Source organism: Afipia sp. GW822-FHT04G07 (genome assembly GCF_058800765.1).
This window is the reverse complement of sequence record NZ_JBXAMP010000003.1, coordinates 159,924-181,119: the sequence shown is the minus strand read 5'-3', so window position 1 is coordinate 181,119 and position 21,196 is coordinate 159,924. Positions and strand designations below refer to the sequence as shown.

The following is a 21,196-nucleotide window of genomic DNA, read 5'->3' as shown; positions in this document are numbered from 1 at the left end:
GCCGCCGGCGAGTTGTGCGGCAAGAAGGGGGAGCGTCAGAATTTGGCGGCCTATAGCCCGTTCCCGCGCCGCATTAAGGCGCCGCATTCGCAACGCCAAGGGGCCATCGACAACCTCGGTATGTATCCGCATCTGGCACCCCCGCAGTTGCCGCGCAACTTTGCGGCTTATTTGTCTTCCGGGCCTGGAGCCGGGTTCGTATTCGCAGGCACTGTATCGTAGGTTCCCTCATGCCGGCATCGCGTAATCGTAGATTTCATCAAGCCGACATGGCGTAGATGGCGGCCGTTCATTTCGGAAATCTGGCGCTGAGAGGGACATGAGCTTTTCTTGGCTACCGGGCGGCCCGCTTCGGCCTACCGCTCGGCCGTGCTTTAGGCCGATTGGTCGCCCGAATAGCCGCAAGCTCCCGTTCGGCCTGTCGCAACTTCTCCAGCCCCAGGAAATGCCCGATCACCCATCGGTCGATATATTCGCGCAGATCCCATAACGCTCCATCTTCAACGAGTGCAAGCACCAAGGCCCAGTCGTTATTGCGAAAACGTGTCAGCTGCTCGAGCAGTATGCCGGTTACCCGCATAGTCTTTAACTGTGCGACGCCACCGTTCTGCCAAATGCGCAGCAGGAACGCGAGAGAAACCGAGAGATGCGACATGAGGTCGGCGTTGCGAGTGCCGATGAATGCGCTCGTCGCCCGGTAGTCAGCAAGCTCTGCGCTTGTGTCCGCTTGCATCACGCTCAACAATGTTTCGGCATCCAGAGAGAGGTGACCGTGCCGCCGCCACGCCAGCTTGACCGTAATTTCGGCTTGGCGCTTCGCGTCAATCAATGATGCTTTCCGCGCAAAGGCAAAGATCGGCTGGAGCCAAACACTCTTGACTTGAATGCCGACGGCGGCTGTGGCCGCCTGTCGATAATACATATCCTCCGACACGAGGACGTATCCCTCGCGCGCGACGTACGCCTCGTCGAGTACATCCGTCCCAAACGTCTCTGTTAGCATTGAGGCGAGTTCAGACGGTGTATCGGGAGCGACGCCAGGGATGATCTCGCAATGCTCCTCGACCTTTGCGATCTGAGCTGAGATGAAGTTCCGTCGCGCCTCTATGTCCGCGCGGGTATGCTCTTGCCGAATATACTGGCCGTCGTGCCAGGCGATCGTCATCGACCTCCCCTCACCGCCGAACTCATCCCGGTCGCGCAGCCCCCGAAGTTCATCGATACAGGATCGCGGAACCACGAGCTTTCCGAAGACCGCGAGGAGGACGTCGAATGCGTCCATCGTTGCTACCGTCCACGCCGTGTAGGTGTCGAAAACTGCACCCGCTGCACGGTGCTGCTCGACCACGTCGTGAGCAGCGTCCCGCTCCTGTGCCGTGCCGGCGCAGGTGCTGATGTCATGATCAAGCGATCGGACATAGTCGGCGAAGCTGATGGCGTCGCCCCCCAGTCGGCTCGCCACCATACCCATTGGCAAGTGTTGCAACAGATAGAGATCTGCGAGTTTACGGTTGCTCTCGGAGACCCTCTTGATCTCATTGAGGGCGGGTTGAACGTCGCCCTCTTTCATTTTCAGGGTGTAAAAGCCCTGCGCGTCGGGGAATCGCGTTTGAAAATTCCCCATGACGTCGTGGAGGGCATGCAGATATTTGTGCTTTACCTCTGCCACACGCCAGGTCGCGTCCGTGCCGAACGCGGCCTTGACGGTGAAGTCCTCGCCAACCTTTAGACCCATGGCGGCAGCTGCCAGCTGGTGTTTGGGGCTCACCAGCCCATCGGCCGGCCGGTCCAGCCCGTTCGCAATAACGAAACTTGCCGACTCACCGCGCGCACCCTCTAGCCGCACCCAGGCGTCGAGCCCAACGATCGTGGGTCGCAGCGTTTCGTGGCCATTGAGATCGAGCATCATCAGGCCAAAATAACGCAGCGCCGCCTCGGCATCGTTTTTCGCCGATTGCAACACGTCGTAAGCGAATGCCAGCGCCTGCTTACGGAGACCCTCGGCGAACATCGCCTGGGCGAGATACATTTTTTGACCGGCGGTCCCTTTGACAGCGGTGAGATCGAGGCTTTCGATAATGGGCCCGATTTCGCCGCGGCGATCCAGCCGCCGGAGCGTAGAGAAGAGTGTCAGGTAGTTCGTCAGATCTGCGCTGAGCGCAATCGCTCGACGAAGGCACGTCTCGGCATCCTTCAGCGCACCCCGGTTGTAGTGCAGCAGGCCCTCTGCATGCAGATAGAACTCGAGGCTCTTGATTGTGGGTGGCAGTCTTTCGAAAAAGCGGACCGCCCGCTGCCGGATCGGACTGTCATTCACGAGAGCCCTGGCGAGCGAGCGGAGCGCGTCATTATCGTGATCTTCTGCAACATGCCCGTGGAGCAGGTCCGCGACAATATTGGCGTCGCCGCGTCGAACTGCATGCATTGCAACCATCAGCCGTGCGGATATGTGGCTTTCCGCGGTAATCAATTGCAGAGCCGAGTGAAAAGCAGCCTCGGCGACCGCCTCCAGGCCCTCCATCCGCGCAAAGTCGGCGACAACGATGCTGGAACGCGCATCGTCGGCAACCTCTTCGGCGATCGCCGCGATCTTTACGTCAAGATCGTTCGGCCGCTGAAGCTTCAGCTCGGCCAATCGGCACGCCGTCACAACAAGCGTGCGCTCAACATCGGGAATGGTGTCGTTCTGTTCACGACCGATCCGTGCCACCTCGCTCCAGTCGCCGCGTGCGGCGTGGTAACGAAAACCGAGAATGGTCGCGTCGGGTCCAACCGGAAGACGTTTGAGGAGATCGCACGCGAGCTCATCATCATTGCCCTCGACGGCTGCCAATGCAGCCCGTTTGGCGAGCTCGACATCCTCCGGCGCTGCAGCAAGGCCCTGCCGCGCAAGTTCAAGAGCAGCGGGCAAATCGTCGAGGGCGAGGTATGCCACCACCAGGTTGCTGCAGAGTGCGGCGTCCTCTGGACGCACAACGCCTTCAGAGGAGCGAGCCGCGTCCCATTGCTCGCGTAAAACGCTGGTGGCCGCAGTGATCCGTGCTCGCTGATCGGGCGTCAGCAGGTGACCGCGCTGCACGCCCTCATTGCGCAGAATCTCATCGAGGTCCGCGTCAGCCGCGAACTGCCGCGCATGGCGATCGTCCGGATGCGCGGCGAGCGCCTGCTGCGCGGCCTCCCACCACGCCGGCATCAAGCCCTTGTGGCGGAGCACATCGACGCGACCAACCGCAACCGCAGCGGTTCGCCTCAAGTCGGCCGGTATGAGGTCGAGCGGATCCCCGATAGATGGGTCGAACCGCGCAGCTTGGACGAGGTAGCCGGCGACGCCTTCGTTCGTGGGATCGGTATTCAGTGCGTCTTGGCCGAACGCCAGCACGTCCTGCCATCGCCCTTGCAGCAGAAGCGAAAACGCCTTGTTGGCAATTGCTTTCGGCTCCGTCGGCGCGTGATCGTATGCGTCGGAGAGGAGCCGCGCTGCTTTCTCGTCATCGCCGAGGGCCAGCAAACAGGAGCCAATATTAGCCTTGATCCGGAACAGGATACGGCCGGATGCCGTGCGTTCCACGCGCGCGAGCAGACGTTCCAGCAGTGGCAACGCTGTGCGTGGTTTGCCGGAGTTAGCAAGGTCACGGTATTCGTTGATCTCTGCGTCGAGTTGCGCTTCGAGCGCAGTCGTACCGCTTGTCGAGTCGCCCGGCGCGAGGTGGATGCTTTCCAGTCTGGCAAAGCGGGCGTCGAGACGGGACAATCCGGTTTCGAAGCTAGCCTTCGTTTCTTCCTGGACGACTGCGACCTTTTCGACCTCCTCGAGAATCCGCTCGCTGAAAGCGCCGTAGTCCGGATCGAATTGCTTGCGCGCCTCAGCGCTCTCGCTGATCCGCTCCTCGAGCGTGTTCCAGCCCCAGACGTAGATCAGGATCGCGCGGCCCTTGGACTTCTGCTCAAGTGAGAGCTCGCGCACCAGTTCCTGAAATGCCACGTCGTCGGGCGCGGTCGTGATGATGAAATATTCCCGCAGGTCGGGCCGGAATGTCAGTGCTTTGCGGACTTCCTCACGAATCTCGTCCGCAGTCAGCCCATGCCCATCGCTCTTCAACTTGCACTGGATACCGACGTGATGGGCTGGGTCGCCGTTGCGAACGCCGAAGAGGTCGACGCCGTTCTGGCGCTGACCGCGACGACCGTTGCGTTGGACGTTCGGGTCACCGAGAAGACCGCGCCAAAGCACGATGGAGGCACGCTCGAATGCCTGTTCGTCGGCGGGCTTGGGGATTTGTGTGGCGGCAAGCAATGACATGTCGAATCGCACTCTAACGCCATCGTCTTTGTAGTGCGCAGATGTTCAAAGTATTCCCCACGCGCGATAGCGCCCTCGCCCCGTCGCCTCGCGGAGCCCGAGCTCCGCGACCAGATCCTGGGCGGCCCGCGGCGTGATCCGCAACTCCTTGGCGATCATGCCGGCCGAGACGATCGGCCGGGTCAGCACGTAGTCGAGGAGCGCCGGCAGCCGGGAGGTGGAGCGGCGGCCGTCGAGCTTGCGGGCCAGCAGGGTGCGGGCGGTCAGCCAGCGATCGTGATCCTTCAGGCCGGCTGCGCCTGCGGCCGTGATTGCCTCGAGCTGGATGGCAAGGCGCCCGGCGCTATCGCGCGGCGGCCGCCGCCGCTCCCGCGGAATGGCTTTGAGGCCGTCATGGAAACAGGACAGGTGCCAGCGGGTCTTGCCGCGCTCGCGCAACACGCTAGCTGCGAGCAGGCGGCCGAGCCAAGGCGTGTGCTGCAGCGGTTCGAGCGCGCTCCAAGCGTCGGCGGCAATTGCGGCAGCCAAAGCCGGTGGCAGAGTGTGGGTCTGGTCGACGACGGCGCGCCATGCGTCGAGGCGTTCGTCCTCGTCCCAGTCGAGGTCATACACAAGCGGGTCCCGTTCCGACGAGCGGCTGGTGGCAATCTCGCCGGCGAGGGTGCGGTCGGCTTTGGCGATCGCCGCGTCGACGGCTGCGAAGGCGTCGGCCAGCCGCGCGTCGGTGACAGTGAGGCGAAGCGGCTCCGCCGAGTCGGCCTCATCGCCAGCCTCATTCGCATCCAGTTCCTCGTCCGTTTCCTCGTTCCGGCCGCCGCTTCCGTCTTCTAACTCGCCCTGCCCTCCCCGGCCGCGCAGCCCGGCGAGCCCGGCGATCGACAGCGCCCAGCCCGGCTTGGCATTTGCGATTCGCCGCCGGGCGCGCAGCACTGCGTGCGCCCGGGTCAGCTCATGGGTAGGGGCGCGGACGTCCATCTCGGCGTCGTGGAGAACGAGGTCCTCAAGATGGACAAGCTCACCTTCGAACCAAAGACTGGCACAGGCGTCGGTGAAGTGGGTCCGGGCGATCCAGCCGTCACGGATCGGGCTTTTGGCCAGGCGCTCGTCGAGGCGGGCGAGCGCGTCCTCGGCGGCCGCGAGCGGCCCGGCGATCTGGGGCCAGGGCAGCGGATCCGGGATCTGGTAGCCGGAAGGCAAGGGCTTGATAACCTTAACGGGAATCGGTGCAACGGAAGCTATCATGAACATAGCTTCCGTCATAGCGGTGCCTTTTTCCGCACCTTCTCACTATCGATAACTACCTCTTATCGATAGTCATGGACGGCACCGCGCAAATCAGCGATTCTGAGCGCCCTCAGCCCGGCAAATCACCCCGCCGGGCCTCCGATCGACGAGAGGACGCAGCCCTGACAGCCCTCTCCCCTCCTCCGGATGCGCTCGCTTGGCGGCAACGACGGCGCGGCTTTGGCCGACACCTGTGTCGGCCGAGTTCAACGGTCGTCGTAGAGGCCGTCGCGAAAGGCCTTGTCGGCCGGCCGCGCATCGGTCCTGTCGCCTCGCGCGCGGAGTTCTCGCGCGAACCGCACGCCCTTCTCGACCAGCGAGGCCGGCTCTGGCTCAAGCTCGGCATCAAGGTGCTCAAAGCCGGGCGTCATCTCCGAGGCCTCGATCGCGGCAATGTCCTCCTCGGTCAGATCGACGGTCCGAACGGCCCGACGATCGCGCCCGGTCGCTTGGCGTTCGGCTGCCGCCGCCGGCGGCGTGTTGGTTTGGCCGGGGTGACGGCTCATGGCGACTTCCCTCCGTTCGCCCCGATATTACCGCAGGGGCGGCTTCTCCGCACGGCGCCCGTTGAAAGTCGCGGCGATCTTCCTTATAGTCACAATGGTCATTATGGTCATTATGGTCACAGGAGCAGGTCGTGACAATCCCCCGAAAAACCCCCGCTCAGGAATCGGATCACTGGACGGTCGCCGGTGCAAAGGCCCGCCTCTCCGAGGTGATCGAGCGCGCCCAGAGCGACCCGCAGATCATTACCCGCCACGGCAAGCCGAGCGTCGTCATCGTCTCGGCTGAGGAATGGGCGCGCAAGACCGTCCGCAAGGGCACGCTGGCCGAGTTCCTGATGGCCTCGCCCCTGCGCGACGCCAATCTCGTTCTCGATCGGGTCCGCGATCAGCCGCGCGACCTTGATCTATGAACCTCCTGCTCGACACCAACGTGCTCTCCGAAGTTCGCCGACCGGCGCCCGATCCGACGGTTCTCGCCTGGCTCGATACGGTCGACGAGGACCGGACGTTCATCAGCGTCGCGTCGATCGCCGAGCTCCGGCGCGGCATCGCTCTGATGGACGATGGCCGCCGTCGCGAGGCGCTGACCGCCTGGCTCGCGGAGGATCTGCCGGCGCGCTTCGCCGGGCGGATCCTGCCGATCGATCCCGCGATCGCCGAATGCTGGGGCGGCCTGATGGCGCAGGCCCGCCAGAGCGGCTTCGCGCTCTCGGTCATGGACGGATTCTTTGCGGCCACGGCACTCGACCGTGAGCTGGTGCTCGCGACCCGCAACACCAAGGATTTCGCGACGCTGGGCGTGCCGCTGTTGAACCCCTGGACTGATAAAGGGGCGCCGGAATGAGCACCCCTGCCCGCCTCCCGGATGCCGCCTCGCTCGAAACCGTCATGGCCGGGCTCGATCCGGCCTCGGCCGATACGGACATGGTCCCAGCCCTCAATGCGGCGTTTCCTGGTTTTGCGTTCGACCTCGCGCCGATCGATGACGATTACTGGCGCGACACAAGGTCGATCCTCCAGCCGGACGGCACGCGGCTCGGCGAATTGCGGCCATGGATGACGGCCGAGATTGCCAAGGACGGCGGCGACATCAAGGCGGTCTGGTCGCGTCTGAAAGAGACCGATCTGCAGATCACAGAATGGCGCGGCTCCAGCGCCTTCGTGTCGGCGCCGACCGGACCGGGCGCGGCCGACTATCTACAGATTGCGCTTGGACGGGAGATCGAATGGCGGGCCGGACCGATCGTCAACCCGGACTACCGTCCGTGGGGCGAACAGGAGCTGCTCGATCCGAGCTGGCCTCGCACCCATCAGCTTCCGGACTCGGATCGCCTTGCCGGCCCGGTTTACCGCCTGCTCGACGGCGCCGGCGGCGCGATGATTCACGTCCGGAGCTTCCTCGATCGCTGCGGCCGCATCGAGCGCGAGAAGCGAGAGGCCAAGCGGCCCGAGCTGGAACGGCGCGTCATTCGGGAGGTCGGGCCGGGCGGAACGCGCGAAACGCCGTTCCTCGACGCGATCCCGGACTATTTCGACTGTGCCGCGTGAGCTGCGGTTCTTTCAGGACTGGGAGGAATCGAACGCCAGACCGCAGCGCGTTTTCGCGCACTGGGCGCTGGATGCCCGCGACTACACCCTCAAAGGCGACCGCGACGTCGGCTTTATTCCCCGACCGCTGCGGCCGCCGAAAGAGCGACCGCTGATGACGCCGGAGAAGGCGTCGATCGTGAGATTGGCCTACCCTTTGGCTGGTTCTTTCTGATGACCCACGGCCATTGGGTCGACCCCGAAATCGGACTTGCGATCGCTGAAGGCGTGAAGGCCCAGCGCGTACGGCTTCCCGACCCCGACGCCCGCGTGCTGCTGCGCTGGGCGGATCGAAGCTACGGTTTTTGAGAGAGCGCCGCTTATGGACGACATCACTTCGCGCGCGCTGGTCTCCGACCCCGAAACCCGGCGGGCGTTACAGCTCGACGCGCTCTCGGCGATCCTGCCGATGGAGCGGCGTGATCGGCTGGCCGAGCTCCTGACCGACGATGACGTCGCGACGCTGAAGCATCTCGCGCGCGAGGGCATGGGCGAGAACACCTTGCGGGCGCTCGCCTCCGATCTGGCCTATCTTGAGGGTTGGGCGAAAGCCGCGACCGGCGCGCCGCTGCCATGGCCGGCGCCGGAAAGCCTGGCCTTGAAATACGTGGCCCATCACCTGTGGGATCCGGCCGAGCGCGAAACCGACCCGCAACACGGGATGCCGGCCGAGGTAGCGACGGAGTTGCGAGAGGCGTTGCTGCTTCGCACCGATGGGCCGCATGCGCCATCGACGGTGAAGCGCCGGCTCGCGAATTGGGGCACGCTGCATCGCTGGAAAGGGCAGGAGGGTCCATTCCATTCGCCCAGTCTTCGCACGGCAGTCAGGCTGGCGGTGCGGGCCAGTACCCGGCCCCGACAGCGCAAGAGCAAGCGGGCCGTCACGCGGGACGTGCTGGACCGGCTGCTTGAATCGTGTCGCTCCGACCGTCTCGCCGATACCCGCGATCTCGCAATTCTGCTGCTGGCTTTTGCCTCCGGTGGACGACGGCGCAGCGAGGTGGCGCGGCTCCGGGTCGAACAGATCAGCGAGGAGCCCGCGGTGCCGCTCGATCCTAAGGATCCTCATTCACCGACTTTGCCGTGCGTGGCGATCCATCTCGGCCGAACCAAAACTGGAGTCGCGGACGAGGCGGGGAGGGTGCTTCTGGTCGGGCCTCCGGTCGAGGCGCTGCGCGAATGGCTCGAGCGTGCCGACATCGGCAAGGGACCGATCTTCCGGGCCATCGATCGCTGGGAGGCGGTCGAGGAGAGGGCGCTGACCCCCCAGTCGATCAATCTCATCGTCAAGCGGCGCTGCGCGATGGCGGGCCTGGAGCCGAGGGAGTTCTCCGCACATGGGCTGAGGTCCGGCTATTTGACGGAGGCGTCGCGCCAAGGCGTTGCCCTTCCAGAGGCGATGCAGCAGTCGCAGCACCGGTCGGTGCAGCAGGCGGCAAGCTACTACAACGACGCCGAGCGTGTTCGTGGGCGGGCCGTCCGCCTTGGTGTCTAGGAGGGGCCCTTCATTAAGTTGTCCGCGTACAACTGCCCTCGAAAGGCATGAGTGTTCCGCGGGCGGTCGGGAGCGGCGAATCGGGTGTTCGGTGCTAAGTTGTCAGCGTACAACTGCGTCACGTGAAGACTGATTCGCGCGCGAGGCTTCGGACCTACCCGCGACGCTAGGGTGGCGCCGTTAACCTCTCGTTAACTCAATAATCCTTGCGGCACCGAGAGAATCGGGCATTACTCTCCATCAGCGCATTTTGAGGCAAACTGCTCAATATTCCGCAGATGCAGAGATTAGGATGCCAACGTCAGCGAAACCTCTCGACGAGAATGTGCGTGATCTCCGCTCTCTGATCAATGCGGACGCAGCGGAGCTTTCGGCACGACTACGCGCCCAGCAGCTTCGCGACTTCCCGCCAGCGGCTGAGAAGACGATTCGTCGGTTTTCGTCGGCGGAAGCCGCGCGCTTCATCGGCATAGCTGAAGGCTACCTCCGCCAATTGGTATCCGAAGGAAAGGGCCCTCCAGCACCAGCGAACAGCCGTCGGAGTTATTCGATCGAAGACGTCGATGGGTTGCGCCGCGACCTCGACAGCGCGGGAAAAGGTGCGCGTCGCTACGTCCCACATCGGCGCGATACCGAGGCTCTCCAGGTCATTTCGGTCATGAACTTCAAGGGCGGCAGCGGCAAGACGACCACCGCCGCCCACCTCGCGCAGTATCTCGCGTTTCGAGGCTACCGCGTCCTGGCCATCGACCTCGATCCGCAAGCAAGCATGTCAACGTTGTTCGGACACCAGCCCGAGCTCGATGTGGGCGACAACGAGACAATCTTCGGCGCCATCCGTTACGACAGCGAGCGCCGTCCAATGCCGGAGATCGTGCGCGCCACCTACATTCCGAATCTCCACATTGTTCCGGGTCAGCTCGAACTCATGGAATTCGAGCACGAGACACCCAAGGCTTTGATGACGCGACAGAGCAACGACTCGATGTTCTTCGCCAGAATCGGGGAAGCTCTGGCACAGGTTAGCGACGCCTACGATGTCGTGGTGATCGATTGCCCTCCGCAACTCGGCTTCCTCACCCTGTCTGCACTGTGCGCTGCGACAGCAGTTTTGATTACCGTCCATCCTCAGATGCTCGACGTGATGTCGATGTCGCAATTCCTGAACATGACCGGAAGTCTGCTTGATGTCGTCGCCGAGGCCGGCGGAGCGACCCAATACGATTGGATGCGCTATCTCGTCACCCGTTATGAGCCTAGTGACGGCCCACAAACGACGATGGTCGGTCTGATGCGCTCCATCTTCGGCTCACGCGTTCTGACTCATCCGATGGTGAAGAGCACCGCAATAGCAGATGCCGGGCTCACCAAGCAGACCTTGTACGAGGTCGAACGACAGCAGTTTACGCGCGGCACTTACGACCGCGCCATCGAAGCTCTCGATCTCGTGAACGGAGAAATCGAAAGCCTCATCAAGCAAGTCTGGAAGAGGAATTAGCCATGGCGCGCAAGATCAGCTTTGATCTTCCGACGACGGCGGATCAGACACCACAAGAAGCGGCAGCCATTTCGCCCGCCAATCGGGTTCGGCCGTTGCTGGGACTTGATCGCCCGATCAAACAATCGAGTGCGCTTGGCGCAATATCGCAATCGCTTGGCGGCATCTCGGAGAAAGTCAAACGGGCGGAAGAAATCGAGCAAAAGCTCATCGAAGGCCAGGTGATTGTTGAACTCGACCCGGCGCTCATCGACAATTCTTTCATCCCTGACCGAATGGAAGCCACCGAGGAGCAGAACGCGGCCTTCCGCGAGTTGATTCGCGACCACGGACAAAACGTCCCGATTCTCGTTCGCCCAAAGCCCAGCGACACGGAGCGCTACGAGGTAGCGTTTGGCCACCGACGCCTGCGAGCCGCCCGAGATCTTGGCATCAAAGTACGGGCGGTGGTGCGCTCGCTGACCGATGAGCAATTGGTCATTGCGCAGGGCCAGGAGAACAGCGGGCGCACCGATCTTACTTTTATCGAGCGTGCCCGCTTTGCAGCGAGACTCGAAGATCGGAAGTTTTCGCGCGAGATCATTATGGCGTCGCTCAACGTCGACAAAGCCGCTCTCTCACGGCTCATCTCGATCGCGACCCGAGTTCCAGCAGCCGTTATAGACGCGATTGGGCCGGCACCAGCCTTCGGCCGGGTGCGCTGGCAGGAACTAACGGATCTGCTGGAGCACGAAGACAATCGCACTCGTGCGATCGACATGGTCAAGGCCCCGAGCTTTCGTGCCCTGGAAACGGATAAACGCTTCGAGACACTGGCGGCGGGGCTACGCGAGAAGACGTCGCGCGCTCGCGCTGAAACGTGGGCGGCAAAGGATGGAACGCATGCTGCCAAGGTCTCGCGTGCCGGCAAGAAGCTCACGCTGACATTTGACGATCGCGTCGCTCCTAAGTTCGGCGACTTTGTCAGAAAGCGGCTTCAGACGCTCTACGACGAATTCAAAGCTGGCGATCCGCCAGCATAACCCAGCTTGCCTGGTCGGAATGAGCCGACCGGATCAAGGCACCGCAACCAAGTCGGAGAACCATAGGCAAAAGAAAAGGCTCCCGAAACGTCACCGTCCCGGAAGCCCCTCTGTCGTGTTTGGCGACTGACAGAGAATCACTTCCGCGAATCGCAGTCAAGTGTCTCGTGAGAGACGGCGTCGTTTTGACGAGCAGATTTTCTTTGCCCTAACTGAGGCAAAGACATGCAGTCACACTCTCCAACGACGCCCTTTGGGCGGCGATCGCTGACGCTTGCCCACGTGGCAAGCCAAATGGTGGCCACCGCGCGGCCACCCGAGAAGGTCGTACACAAATGGAAGATCTTTCATGCCATCTGCACAGCGCGGCCGCGCCTGGGCGTCTCCGAGCGCTCGTTATCGGTCTTGAACGCGCTGCTGACCTTCCACCCCGAGACCGCGCTTACCGGTGAAGACGACCTGATCGTCTTCCCGTCGAACCATCAGTTGTCGCTGCGGGCGCATGGGATGCCGGCATCGACACTGCGGCGTCACCTCGCGGTTCTCGTCGATGCCGGCCTGGTCGTCCGGCGCGATAGCCCCAACGGCAAGCGCTATGCGCGTAAGGGCAGCGCCGGCGAGATCGAACTGGCGTTTGGTTTCGACATATCGCCACTGGTTGTTCGATCGGAGGAGTTCGAGAGTCTGGCGGCCGACATCGAGGCAGAAGCGCGGGCGCTCAAGCTTGTCCGGGAGCGGATCACGCTGTGCCGGCGGGACATTGCCAAGATGATCGCCACCGGCATCGAGGAAGATGTTCCGACACGTCGAGACGGGCAGGGGCCGGCCGATTGGCAGGAAGTCCATGCCGCCTTCCGCTCGATCGTCGATCAGATTCCACGCACCGCAACGAGGCAAGAACTCGAGCCGATCGCCGAAGAGCTGTCACAGCTTGCAGATGACGTCCTCAATCTTCTGGAAACACACATCAAATCCACTGATTCAAGCGCCAATGAGTCCCATACTGAGCGCCACATACAGAATTCAAATACAGATCCCCTAATTGATCTTGAACCTAGCCTTCGAGAAGGCAGGGCGGCGAGGGCGGAGCCCAAACCTCAACCACCGAGGGTGGCGGAAGGGACGTATCCGTTGGGAATGGTGCTGAACGCTTGCCCAGACATCGTGGATTACGCCAAGGGCGGGATTTCGAACTGGCGGGATTTGCTCGCGACCGCCGCAGTGGTTCGATCGATGCTGGGGATCAGTCCGAGCGCCTGGGAAGAGGCGCAAACTGTGCTGGGCGAGACGCCGGCTGCGATTGTCGTCGCGTGCATCCTGCAGCGCGGCGCTGCGATCAGATCCGCCGGCGGCTATCTCCGCGGACTGACCCGGAAAGCGGAGGCCGGAGAATTTTCGCTCGGCCCGATTTTGATGTCGCAGATCAATTCGCGTCTCAACGAAAAGCGCCGGGCGTGACGCGATGACGGCCTCATCTCCACATCCTCGTTTTGCCCTGCGTTCTCGAGCTTGGACCATGGGCGCACCTGACTGCGAACGGTTGATCGAGCGACCCGCGTGTCGCAGAAAACTGAAACTGCGCGGCCGTTCCACACTGCTCGATCTCTCTGCCGCGGGCCGTGCGCGTCCTGGGAATCGCCAAGACGATCGTACTCGTCAGGACAGGTCGGCGCTTCCGAAATGTCGTCCGTCGGCAAATGTGCGAAACGCCGCGATGCCCACATGGCCGTCCTTTTGGTTGCGCCGACCGAAGATCCGGGCACTGGCGGCGATGGCAGGTCGTTCTCCCGTTCGGGCTGTTGCTCCGGTTGCATGGCTGGATTCCTATGGCCGTCGACGGCACGTCGGCCCCTGGAGCCAAGAATTTTCCCCTGCCGGTTTCCCCCGCAAGCGGGGACCCCGACCGGCATTCCTCGCGCATGCGCCTGCGGCGCCAAAATTCGTGGCTCCGGCCGGGGCGCAGCGCTGCGCTTGCCCTCCGCTCGCCTCTGGCGGCTCCGGCTCTGTTTCGTCTTCCCGGCCATGAACGGATCGCCATCGCAACGGGGCACAGCCCCACAGAAGAGAGAAAGACAATGCGCAATATCGCCGAATTCACCCTCATCGGTCGGGTCGGAACCATCAAGCAAGTCGGCAAGACCCTTCGCGTCAGCATCTGCGCCAACTACCCATTCAAGGGCGACAAAGGCCAGTGGAGGGACGACGCGCACTGGAACGAGGTCACAATCTTCACGAAGGCGATCCAGTCCTACGTGAGCGAGCACGTCAGCAAGGGCGATCTGGTCCATGTGCGCGGACGGCTTCGGCAGAGCAGCTTCGAACGCGATGGCCAACGGGTCTACACGGTCGATCTCATCGCTCACGAGCTCGGCCGATTGGCGCAAGCCAGCGAACGCGCCGCGGCATAGCGAATACCGGGGAGGCTTCGGCCTCCCCGCCGCTCCTACCTGAAGGCCGGCGCCCGACGCGAATCCGGTCCGCTACGAAGGAAGTTTTCGCGATCGTGTCTGCCGCGCGAGACCGCGGTCGGCCCGATTTTTCTTGCCGATTGCGGAGACCAGCTCGTCGTAGTTGACGCCGCTTTTCTTAAGAGCGCGGCGCGCATCCGCGGCCTCGAAACCTAAGAGCTCGAGCACGCTCATGTTCAGGCTCGAGGCAATCCGCTCCATCGTCCTCAGCGTTGGATTCCCGATGCCGCGCACGATTGTGTAGTAGGTGCCGCGCGCCAACCCCGTCTTTGGCAGGAAGGCTTCCATGCCGCCGTTTTCGATCTCGAGCTGTTGCAGGCGGATCGCCAGCATCTCATTCAGGATCGAATGATCGACGGGCAGCGGCTTGCGAACAGGCGGCATCGTTTGACTGGCTTTCGGGTCCACGCGAGGAAACGACGGGGAACATACACGAATCCCGAGGTCCAGTATATTGGACGTTGGAAACTGTACAGGCAAGTCTTTGAAACGACTCACGTTGCCGCGTGTCTATCCCTGATGTCCGGGCGCCGGGCTCCGGCCGAATTGGTCAATTGGCGCAGCAGTCGCAAGGGATCGACCCCCGCCCGCTCAGCGATGAGCTCGATGTAATCGAGGCTAGGATTCGCCGCCGACGTCATCAAGTGAAAGTAGCTTGATCGCGGAATGCCGAGCTGCTCCGCGAATTCCCGCCGGCTCAGCCCCGATTCCAGCCTGAGCGCTTCCAATCCTGCCTGGAACGCACTCCGCAAGGTGCTGCCTTGCGCTGCGTGAGCTGCCTTTCGGCGGCAACGCTTGTCGCTCATCGCTGATTCCTCGCGCATTTCCAACGCAAACCGTTCCGTCGATCCGCCAAGCCTACACGTTGGACGGCAGACCAACATTCAATATAATAGACGGATTCGATTCAACCAAGATTCGATTCAACCAAGAGAGGTGCGTTCGGACAAAGAAAAACCCGGCAGAGCCGGGTCTCTCGTGAGGATGAGCGGGCTGGCGATGCCAATCGCCAACAATGCCCCTAACGCATGAAGGCATTTTAGCCCGCGCCATCCGACAGTTCAAGAGGACTCGCGTTTTTACGCCACGGTCTTTGTTTGCCCCGCGCTCTCCCAACGAGAGGACGCGAATGGAGATGCTTGACCAAAATCCGATCACGCCGTTTGGACGGCGACCGCTATCGCTCAGCACCGTAAAGGTGCAGCGCGACGTCAGAGATTGTCCCCACGGCAAGCCCGTACACAAATGGCAGGTGTTCCGAAACATCTGCGAGGCACGGACATCGCTGCCGGTTTCTGACCGCACACTCGCGGTTCTCAATGCGCTGCTCTCATTTCATCCTGACACGGTGTTGACCGCCGGCGCCGCCGATCTCGTCGTATTCCCGTCAAATCGTCTTCTCGCGTTACGCGCCCACGGAATGGCCGCCTCGACGTTGCGCCGCCACCTTGCAGCGCTGGTCGATCACGGGCTCGTTCTCCGACGCGATAGTCCGAACGGCAAACGCTACGCACGCAAGGCGAGCTCCGGCGATATCGAGCAGGCCTTTGGCTTCGATCTTGGGCCGATCGTGGCCCGGTCCGATGAATTCGCCGCTCTGGCCGAGGCCGCGATCGCCAAACGCCAGGCGCTTGGCATTCTTCGCGAACAGATGACCTTGGCGCGGCGTGACATCGCCAAGATGATTGCAACTGGTGTGGAGCAGGGCGTCGCCGCCGATTGGGCCTCCTATCATCGGACGTTCCGAGAGATCCTGACCCGGCTTCCTCGCGTCCCGAAATGTGAGATTCTTGAGCCCATCGTTGTCGAACTGGTGAGCTTGGCAAAAGCGATCGTCAAAGCTCTCGAACAACATCTTGATCCGATCGAGCCCGTCCCGCCAACTTCACCGGCCGATCGGACTCAGAACTCAAGCCCGGAGGAGCCTAGTTCATCCGAACCTGACCCGGCACCGGGCGCCCATGAGATGGCTGACCCCAGCAACGCTCGAACCGCCAGCGCAATCCCTATTCGCATGGTGGTCGAACTCTGTCCCGACATCGTCGACTATGCGCGCGGTGGCATCCGCACCCCGCAGGATCTCATTGCGACCGCATCCACCGTTCGTTCCATGCTCGGCATTAGTCCAAGCGCCTGGGAGGAAGCCCGCATCGCAATGGGCGATGGACAAGCCAGTGTAGTGCTCTCGGCCATTCTGCAACGGGGCAACGCCATCAAGAATCCAGGAGGCTATCTCCGAATCCTGGCCCGGCGCGCCGCAGCGGGCAAATTCTCGGTCTGGCCGATGCTCATGGCGCTTCGGCGGCAAGGGCAAGCTGCCCGTGACAGAGACCCACCCTCATCTTCCTTCCCGGACGACTTTTCGTAAAGGTGATCCTGCTTGTGTCGCTTCCCTCATTTGGTGCGTCGCGTGGCCGCGAACATGCGGCCTCAGCGCGGACATCTCTGTCAGGTTTCGCGCGACGGCGGCAAGCGGCCGATCCGTTTGAGGTGGTCGTAGACAATGCGGTCGATGATTCGAAGCGGATGTGTTCGCTCCTCGGCGGCCATTTGACGGACCACAAGGTCGATCGCATCGGGGAAGCGCAACGCGTAAGGTCGCGATGAGGATCGCTCGCCATAGGCATCGAATGGATTTCGATCGCGGGCTTTCTGAGGGCGCGACGGCGTGCGTGCGGACGCGCTATCCGTCGACGTCGAATGCGCTACTGGCGCGGCGACCTGATCTTCATACGCAGGCGTCACGACGACCGGCTTTGCCGCGGGGGTATCGGTCGGCGCCGTGTTTACGCGATGAGCGCGGAACGCGTCGCGGGGCAGGGGAGGACGATCGGGTTTCTCTGCAGAGGCGGGATCCGTCATGCGGCGCTGTCGCCCTCGCCGGCACCCTGGCTTGCCGCGAGCAATTCGCGGACGACCTGATCGGCGTTGTAACGGGCCTTGCGGACCGATTCGTCCTTGTTGCTCATCTGGTACAACGTGCCGTGTCCACTTGTCATGGTGCGATAGGTGACGCGCCGGTACAGGGCATTGGCGCAGACGGGAACTTTTTCTGCATCGAAATAGGCGACGACCTCCTTGAGGGGGCGGGTGTTTCTGTCGAGGCTGTCATATTCGTTGAACAGAACGCGATGCTGGCTCATCGGCAGCGTTGAACTGGCCGCATGCTGTTCGAGATTGCGGATGGTGCGCACGACCTGCGAGGCATCGAAGGTGTGCACCTTGCAAGGCAAGACGACGAGATCAGCTCGCAGTGTCGCCTGAATCAGGACGTCGCCATAATAGCCGGGGGTGTCGATCACGACGACGTCGTAGCCGTCCAGACGATCGATCGCCGGGGCGAGGGCCTTTTCATCAGGCGCGCGCACGAGGTCCACGCCCTGCGGGCTCAAGCCCCGCGCGATCGATGACGCATGCCATTGGTAAGACGACCCCTGCGGATCGGCATCGACGATGGCGGCCGAATAGCCGTGCTTGGCGAACTCGCCGGCGAGGATGATCGCGACGGTCGTCTTGCCGCTCCCACCCTTCGGGTTTGCCACGGCGAAAATGCTTGGCACTTGGACCTCCGTTCGGCGCTTCGCTAATTAGTGTGTGGAACGACAACATACAAAATAATGAACGTTCGGCAATCACGCATTATCTCTTTTCGGTAGATCGCGATTGCCGCCTTGCCGCAAGGCGCTGATGGGCCAATCGGGCATTTCGCAAATGCGGTGCTGCGTCATTGTCGCGATATCGGAAGCGGTTGTTACGGTATTGATGGGTTCGCATTCTGCGGGATTGCGATCTTGTCCAGTCGCGGTGTTTCCGTGTTTGGGTGGTTCGGCAATCGCGACATGAGACAACGCGGCAGTGCCATATTGCGGTATTGCCGCAATCGGGAGCTTATGGAAGGCACTGCGCGCCATAAGGTTGGAGAGTTCCTTCGGACAGCTCTTTCAGACGCGTGCGCCCTTCGTGCCCTGAGCATCTAACATTCAGTGTATTAGATATTGGTTGACAAGATACCGGTTTGTGGGCCAAACCGGGAAACGGCTGCTGAGCGCAGCCGAAGGCGCTTTGGCGCGACGCCGGCGTCCTGAGAGAACGCTCGGCGTATTCGGCTCCGGTCTGACGACCGACGAGCCGCTCAACCGGGAAGAGGGTGGGGACGCCGATGGCTGGCTCCGCAGGACTGAGACGCAAGCCGAGGCTTCGGACCGAGCTGTCCGAAACGGATGAGCAGCGTCTACAGGAGGCCGTCGCGTTGTTCGGCTTGCCGAAAGCCGAGGTGGTGCGTCGGCTGATCCGCGCCTCCGTCCAAGCAGGCCCCGCTTTGTCGACCGAAAACACGCGCGCTGTTGTGGAGTTGGCGAGCCAGGTGCGCATGGTCGGCCGCAATCTCGCGCAAGTCGTCAAGGCGATTCACCGCGGCCAAGCCGTTCGCATCGAAGACACCGAGCCGGTGTGGCGAGGGCTGCACGAGGTCATCGCGGCGATCAACGACGAGCTGACCGAGATGACGGTCGCCTACGGGTCGAAACTACGTCGCGAGGCCAAGCTCGCGCTGCCGGCGGAGATCTCAGGCGAGGAATTGACTTGAGCCGTGCCGCACAGATCGTCTGGTGGCTTGAACAGGTCGAGGCGGCGCGTCGGGCAGTCGCGGAGGCGCGCGCGGAACGTCGGCGGCCGCGTCAGCCGGGCGGGTTGGACGATAACGTCGGCGCACGGCAAGTACACGTCGCGCCGCTTCCCAAGATGCCGCCGGCACAAGATATCATTCGCGGCGCGACAATCACGGGCGAGCGGGATGAGGAGCGGGCTCGCTCGATCCCGGCCGCGAGCGGAGGTGCCGGCGCAGGCCCTGGGGCCTCACCTTCGCGTGGGGCGCGGGGCCCGATCTCCGGAGGAAGCAGCGCCGGTGCTGGAGCCGGAGTGAACTCGACCGGGGGAGGGCAGGGCGGTCCCCTTGGTCGAGCCCGGCAGCTCGCTGCCGGCTACCAGCCTGCCGTCATCAAGGTGGTTTCTTATGCGCGCGGTGCCGCGCGCGCCACGGCGACCGGCCAGTATGTGCAGCGCGAGGATGTTACGCTTGAGACCCATGACGGGCGGCTGTTGACGGACCGGGAGGCCGTGGCCGAGGAGATGAAGGCCTGGTCGACCGACTTTTCGAAGCGCGCGGAAAGCCAAGACGTCGGCGCATTCCGTCTCAAGGTTGCAGGTGTTGCAGATAACACCGAAGGCCGAGCGATTTACGAGAAGGCGATCGCGTCCGCGTTCTCCGGACATCGCCACGCGACCCGCATCGATGTCGACGATAAGGGACAGCTCGAGGCGCACGTTGTCGCGGCCATGGCCGGGAGCGGCAAGGAGCGGTTCCGCATTCGAGAGGCTCAGGCCGCCGATCAGGAATACGACGCCAGACCACGCCGTCTCGATTCCGTTTCAGATGCCGCGGTTCGTGCCAGGATCGCAGCGGCCACAGGCATTGATGCGGAGACTGTGGTCATTCGGCCCGGGGCGACGAGCCATGGCCGCGATGGCGTCACCTACAGGCTCAACAAGCTGATTGAGCGGGGTCCGGCGACCGACGATCGCGGGAAGAGCCTGTCCAACGTGGCGGATGCGCGGATTTCCGCCCGCGAATGGGGGCTGTCGCTTCGATCGCAATCCGCGCGCGATACCATGCACATGATCATTTCGGCGAAGGCCGGAACTGATGTGGCGGCCTTGATCGACGCAGCGCGCGCCTTCCTGCACGACCGCTTTGCCGATCACAAATTCATGTTTGGCGTTCACACGGATAAGGAATCTTCCGGGCACATCCACGCTCACGCCGTCATCACCGTGAAGAACGAATCCGGCCAGAAGATCCATCCCAATCGGGACACTTTTGCGGAGTGGCGCGAGGTCTACGCAAAGCATGCGCAGGCGCAGGGCCTGAAGATTGTCGCCACCTCGGCGAAAGAGCGAGCCTCGTCGCAAAGTTATGGCCCGAAGGACAAAGCGATCGTCGACGCCGCCGATCGGCCACGCCCGGCACGCGCAGCCCGCGATCGCGCCTACGCCGCGGATCCCGCCAATCAGCGTCTCATCGACAATGCCCGGCAGCGGATCCGGACGGCGAAAACCAACCCTATCCGCCTGCCGATGTCAGCGCCCGACCGCAAAGTCGTGAACGAGAGTATCGTCGCCTGGAAGGCTGTTGCGGTGGAGCAGCCATCAAACAGGATGGCAAAGGATATGCTCGAACGGCTGTTGATGGCGCAGACCGTTGGGGCCATCCTTCACACAATCGGCAAGCGTGTGGAGTTTTTGACCAGGGAGAGCGAGATGCCAATTACATCGGAGCAGATGGTCCAGGATTTACGCATCATGAATGATGCGGTCTCCCGGACTAGCGATCTCTTAGATGGAGAGACGAAGCCGCAATTTCGCGAAACGTCGGGGCGCTACCTGGAAACGCTCGCCAATCGTATTGATCTGCAACGCCTGCAGGAGCGTGGCGTACAGCAACTCAGCCCGGCGGACGTCGAGGCTGTAGTTGGCGCGAACGCCGATCGGCTCATCGAGCACGCCCAGGAAATCCGCGTCAAGGAAGAACGGGAAGCGACATCTGCGGAGCGTCTCGCGAATCGTGCAATCGACGTCGAGCGGGGGCAGGAGGCGCGAGGGAGTATTGATCCTACTTCGCAAGAGGAATTGAAAGCGGAAAGGGCCATCGTTGTTGGCTCGCAACAATCCGCGGCGCGTGAAGCTCGAGAGGCGGCCGCGGCGGTCGAGGCAGCGCAGGCGATCGCGGAACATCCGGCGCAGCCGCTGCCAATATCCCTGATCCAGACCGATGCCTTGGCGAAGCTTCGCGCGGAGCAGGAAAAAATCGTGCGTGAGCTCGAAGCCGAAAAGCCAAGCTTGCAATCAATCAAGGGCCAAAGGCGAAGTTGAGGGGCGAATATTACCAGCGATCTCTAAAAGGAATCGCAAATATGATTGCTACGCGTTTGAACGCGCTCGCTGAGGGTGACTGAAATGTTCCTGGAGTTTGCGACGGAGA

Annotated in this window: 19 protein-coding genes and 1 pseudogene; 12 read left to right on the top strand and 8 right to left on the bottom strand. The window is 62.6% G+C overall.

Annotated features, from left to right (window positions below; all coding sequences use genetic code 11):
* Nucleotides 1-222 (top strand): hypothetical protein (locus tag AC1RKJ_RS22920; protein WP_492793313.1); only part of this gene is annotated, 222 nt, incomplete at its 5' end.
* A 112-nt stretch (nt 223-334) separates the two neighbouring features.
* On the opposite strand, the gene AC1RKJ_RS22915 is transcribed toward AC1RKJ_RS22920, so the two are convergent.
* The 3 genes from AC1RKJ_RS22915 to AC1RKJ_RS22905 form a co-directional block, all read right to left on the bottom strand.
* Complete coding sequence (locus AC1RKJ_RS22915) at nt 335-4,300, bottom strand: PIN domain-containing protein (RefSeq protein WP_152648143.1); 3,966 nt, start codon at nt 4,298-4,300, stop codon at nt 335-337.
* Between the two features lie 45 nt (nt 4,301-4,345).
* Nucleotides 4,346-5,542, bottom strand: coding sequence for an RHE_PE00001 family protein (locus AC1RKJ_RS22910; RefSeq protein ID WP_292616019.1), 1,197 nt, complete (start codon nt 5,540-5,542; stop codon nt 4,346-4,348).
* Nucleotides 5,543-5,790: 248 nt separating this feature from the next.
* Complete coding sequence (locus AC1RKJ_RS22905) at nt 5,791-6,090, bottom strand: prevent-host-death protein (protein ID WP_492793312.1); 300 nt, start codon at nt 6,088-6,090, stop codon at nt 5,791-5,793.
* Nucleotides 6,091-6,221: 131 nt separating this feature from the next.
* Here AC1RKJ_RS22905 and AC1RKJ_RS22900 point away from each other — a divergent pair, with 131 nt between their 5' ends.
* The 8 genes and pseudogenes from AC1RKJ_RS22900 (at nt 6,222) to AC1RKJ_RS22865 (ending at nt 14,100) form a co-directional block, all read left to right on the top strand.
* Complete coding sequence (locus tag AC1RKJ_RS22900) at nt 6,222-6,500, top strand: type II toxin-antitoxin system Phd/YefM family antitoxin (RefSeq protein WP_492793311.1); 279 nt, start codon at nt 6,222-6,224, stop codon at nt 6,498-6,500.
* Nucleotides 6,497-6,934 (top strand): type II toxin-antitoxin system VapC family toxin, encoded by a 438-nt coding sequence (locus AC1RKJ_RS22895; protein ID WP_492793310.1) that lies wholly within the window; start codon nt 6,497-6,499, stop codon nt 6,932-6,934. Before AC1RKJ_RS22900 ends, AC1RKJ_RS22895 begins: the two co-directional genes overlap by 4 nt.
* Nucleotides 6,931-7,986 (top strand): annotated as a pseudogene (locus tag AC1RKJ_RS22890) (hypothetical protein). Before AC1RKJ_RS22895 ends, AC1RKJ_RS22890 begins: the two are co-directional and overlap by 4 nt.
* A gap of 13 nt (nt 7,987-7,999) precedes the next feature.
* Nucleotides 8,000-9,172 (top strand): site-specific integrase, encoded by a 1,173-nt coding sequence (locus AC1RKJ_RS22885; RefSeq protein ID WP_492793309.1) that lies wholly within the window; start codon nt 8,000-8,002, stop codon nt 9,170-9,172.
* A 292-nt stretch (nt 9,173-9,464) separates the two neighbouring features.
* Nucleotides 9,465-10,670, top strand: a complete 1,206-nt coding sequence (gene repA, locus AC1RKJ_RS22880) for a plasmid partitioning protein RepA (protein ID WP_492793317.1) — start codon at nt 9,465-9,467, stop codon at nt 10,668-10,670.
* 2 nt (nt 10,671-10,672) lie between these two features.
* Nucleotides 10,673-11,692 (top strand): plasmid partitioning protein RepB, encoded by a 1,020-nt coding sequence (gene repB / locus AC1RKJ_RS22875; protein WP_492793308.1) that lies wholly within the window; start codon nt 10,673-10,675, stop codon nt 11,690-11,692.
* A 225-nt stretch (nt 11,693-11,917) separates the two neighbouring features.
* The gene (gene repC / locus AC1RKJ_RS22870) at nt 11,918-13,150 is read left to right on the top strand and encodes a plasmid replication protein RepC (RefSeq protein WP_492793307.1); all 1,233 of its coding nucleotides are present in this window, start codon (nt 11,918-11,920) and stop codon (nt 13,148-13,150) included.
* 368 nt (nt 13,151-13,518) lie between these two features.
* Nucleotides 13,519-14,100: a single-stranded DNA-binding protein gene (locus AC1RKJ_RS22865; RefSeq protein ID WP_198533589.1), complete on the top strand. Its 582-nt coding sequence runs from the start codon at nt 13,519-13,521 to the stop codon at nt 14,098-14,100.
* Nucleotides 14,101-14,172: 72 nt separating this feature from the next.
* Here AC1RKJ_RS22865 and AC1RKJ_RS22860 read toward each other — a convergent pair whose 3' ends face one another.
* Nucleotides 14,173-14,544: a helix-turn-helix domain-containing protein gene (locus AC1RKJ_RS22860; RefSeq protein ID WP_042002421.1), complete on the bottom strand. Its 372-nt coding sequence runs from the start codon at nt 14,542-14,544 to the stop codon at nt 14,173-14,175.
* Nucleotides 14,545-14,654: 110 nt separating this feature from the next.
* Nucleotides 14,655-14,966, bottom strand: coding sequence for a helix-turn-helix domain-containing protein (locus tag AC1RKJ_RS22855; RefSeq protein ID WP_078864249.1), 312 nt, complete (start codon nt 14,964-14,966; stop codon nt 14,655-14,657).
* A gap of 329 nt (nt 14,967-15,295) precedes the next feature.
* Between AC1RKJ_RS22855 and repC (AC1RKJ_RS22850) the strand changes: the two genes are divergently transcribed.
* Nucleotides 15,296-16,528, top strand: a complete 1,233-nt coding sequence (repC, locus tag AC1RKJ_RS22850; protein ID WP_078864251.1) for a plasmid replication protein RepC — start codon at nt 15,296-15,298, stop codon at nt 16,526-16,528.
* Between the two features lie 80 nt (nt 16,529-16,608).
* Here the strand turns inward: repC (AC1RKJ_RS22850) and AC1RKJ_RS22845 are convergent, their stop codons facing one another.
* From AC1RKJ_RS22845 to AC1RKJ_RS22835, 3 genes are all read right to left on the bottom strand, one after another.
* On the bottom strand, nt 16,609-17,022 hold the full coding sequence (locus AC1RKJ_RS22845) for a hypothetical protein (RefSeq protein ID WP_078864248.1): 414 nt from the start codon (nt 17,020-17,022) through the stop codon (nt 16,609-16,611).
* Complete coding sequence (locus AC1RKJ_RS22840) at nt 17,019-17,720, bottom strand: ParA family protein (RefSeq protein WP_042002420.1); 702 nt, start codon at nt 17,718-17,720, stop codon at nt 17,019-17,021. Before AC1RKJ_RS22840 ends, AC1RKJ_RS22845 begins: the two co-directional genes overlap by 4 nt.
* Nucleotides 17,721-17,792: 72 nt before the next feature.
* Nucleotides 17,793-18,071, bottom strand: coding sequence for a hypothetical protein (locus AC1RKJ_RS22835; RefSeq protein ID WP_157874603.1), 279 nt, complete (start codon nt 18,069-18,071; stop codon nt 17,793-17,795).
* A gap of 248 nt (nt 18,072-18,319) precedes the next feature.
* Between AC1RKJ_RS22835 and AC1RKJ_RS22830 the strand changes: the two genes are divergently transcribed.
* Both AC1RKJ_RS22830 and AC1RKJ_RS22825 read left to right on the top strand, forming a co-directional pair.
* Nucleotides 18,320-18,745, top strand: coding sequence for a hypothetical protein (locus tag AC1RKJ_RS22830; protein WP_042002419.1), 426 nt, complete (start codon nt 18,320-18,322; stop codon nt 18,743-18,745).
* Nucleotides 18,742-21,087 carry a relaxase/mobilization nuclease domain-containing protein gene (locus AC1RKJ_RS22825; RefSeq protein ID WP_042002418.1) on the top strand — a complete coding sequence of 782 codons (2,346 nt, stop codon included), beginning with the start codon at nt 18,742-18,744 and terminating at the stop codon, nt 21,085-21,087. The genes AC1RKJ_RS22830 and AC1RKJ_RS22825 overlap by 4 nt, the downstream gene beginning before the upstream one ends.
* Nucleotides 21,088-21,196: the final 109 nt, after the last annotated feature.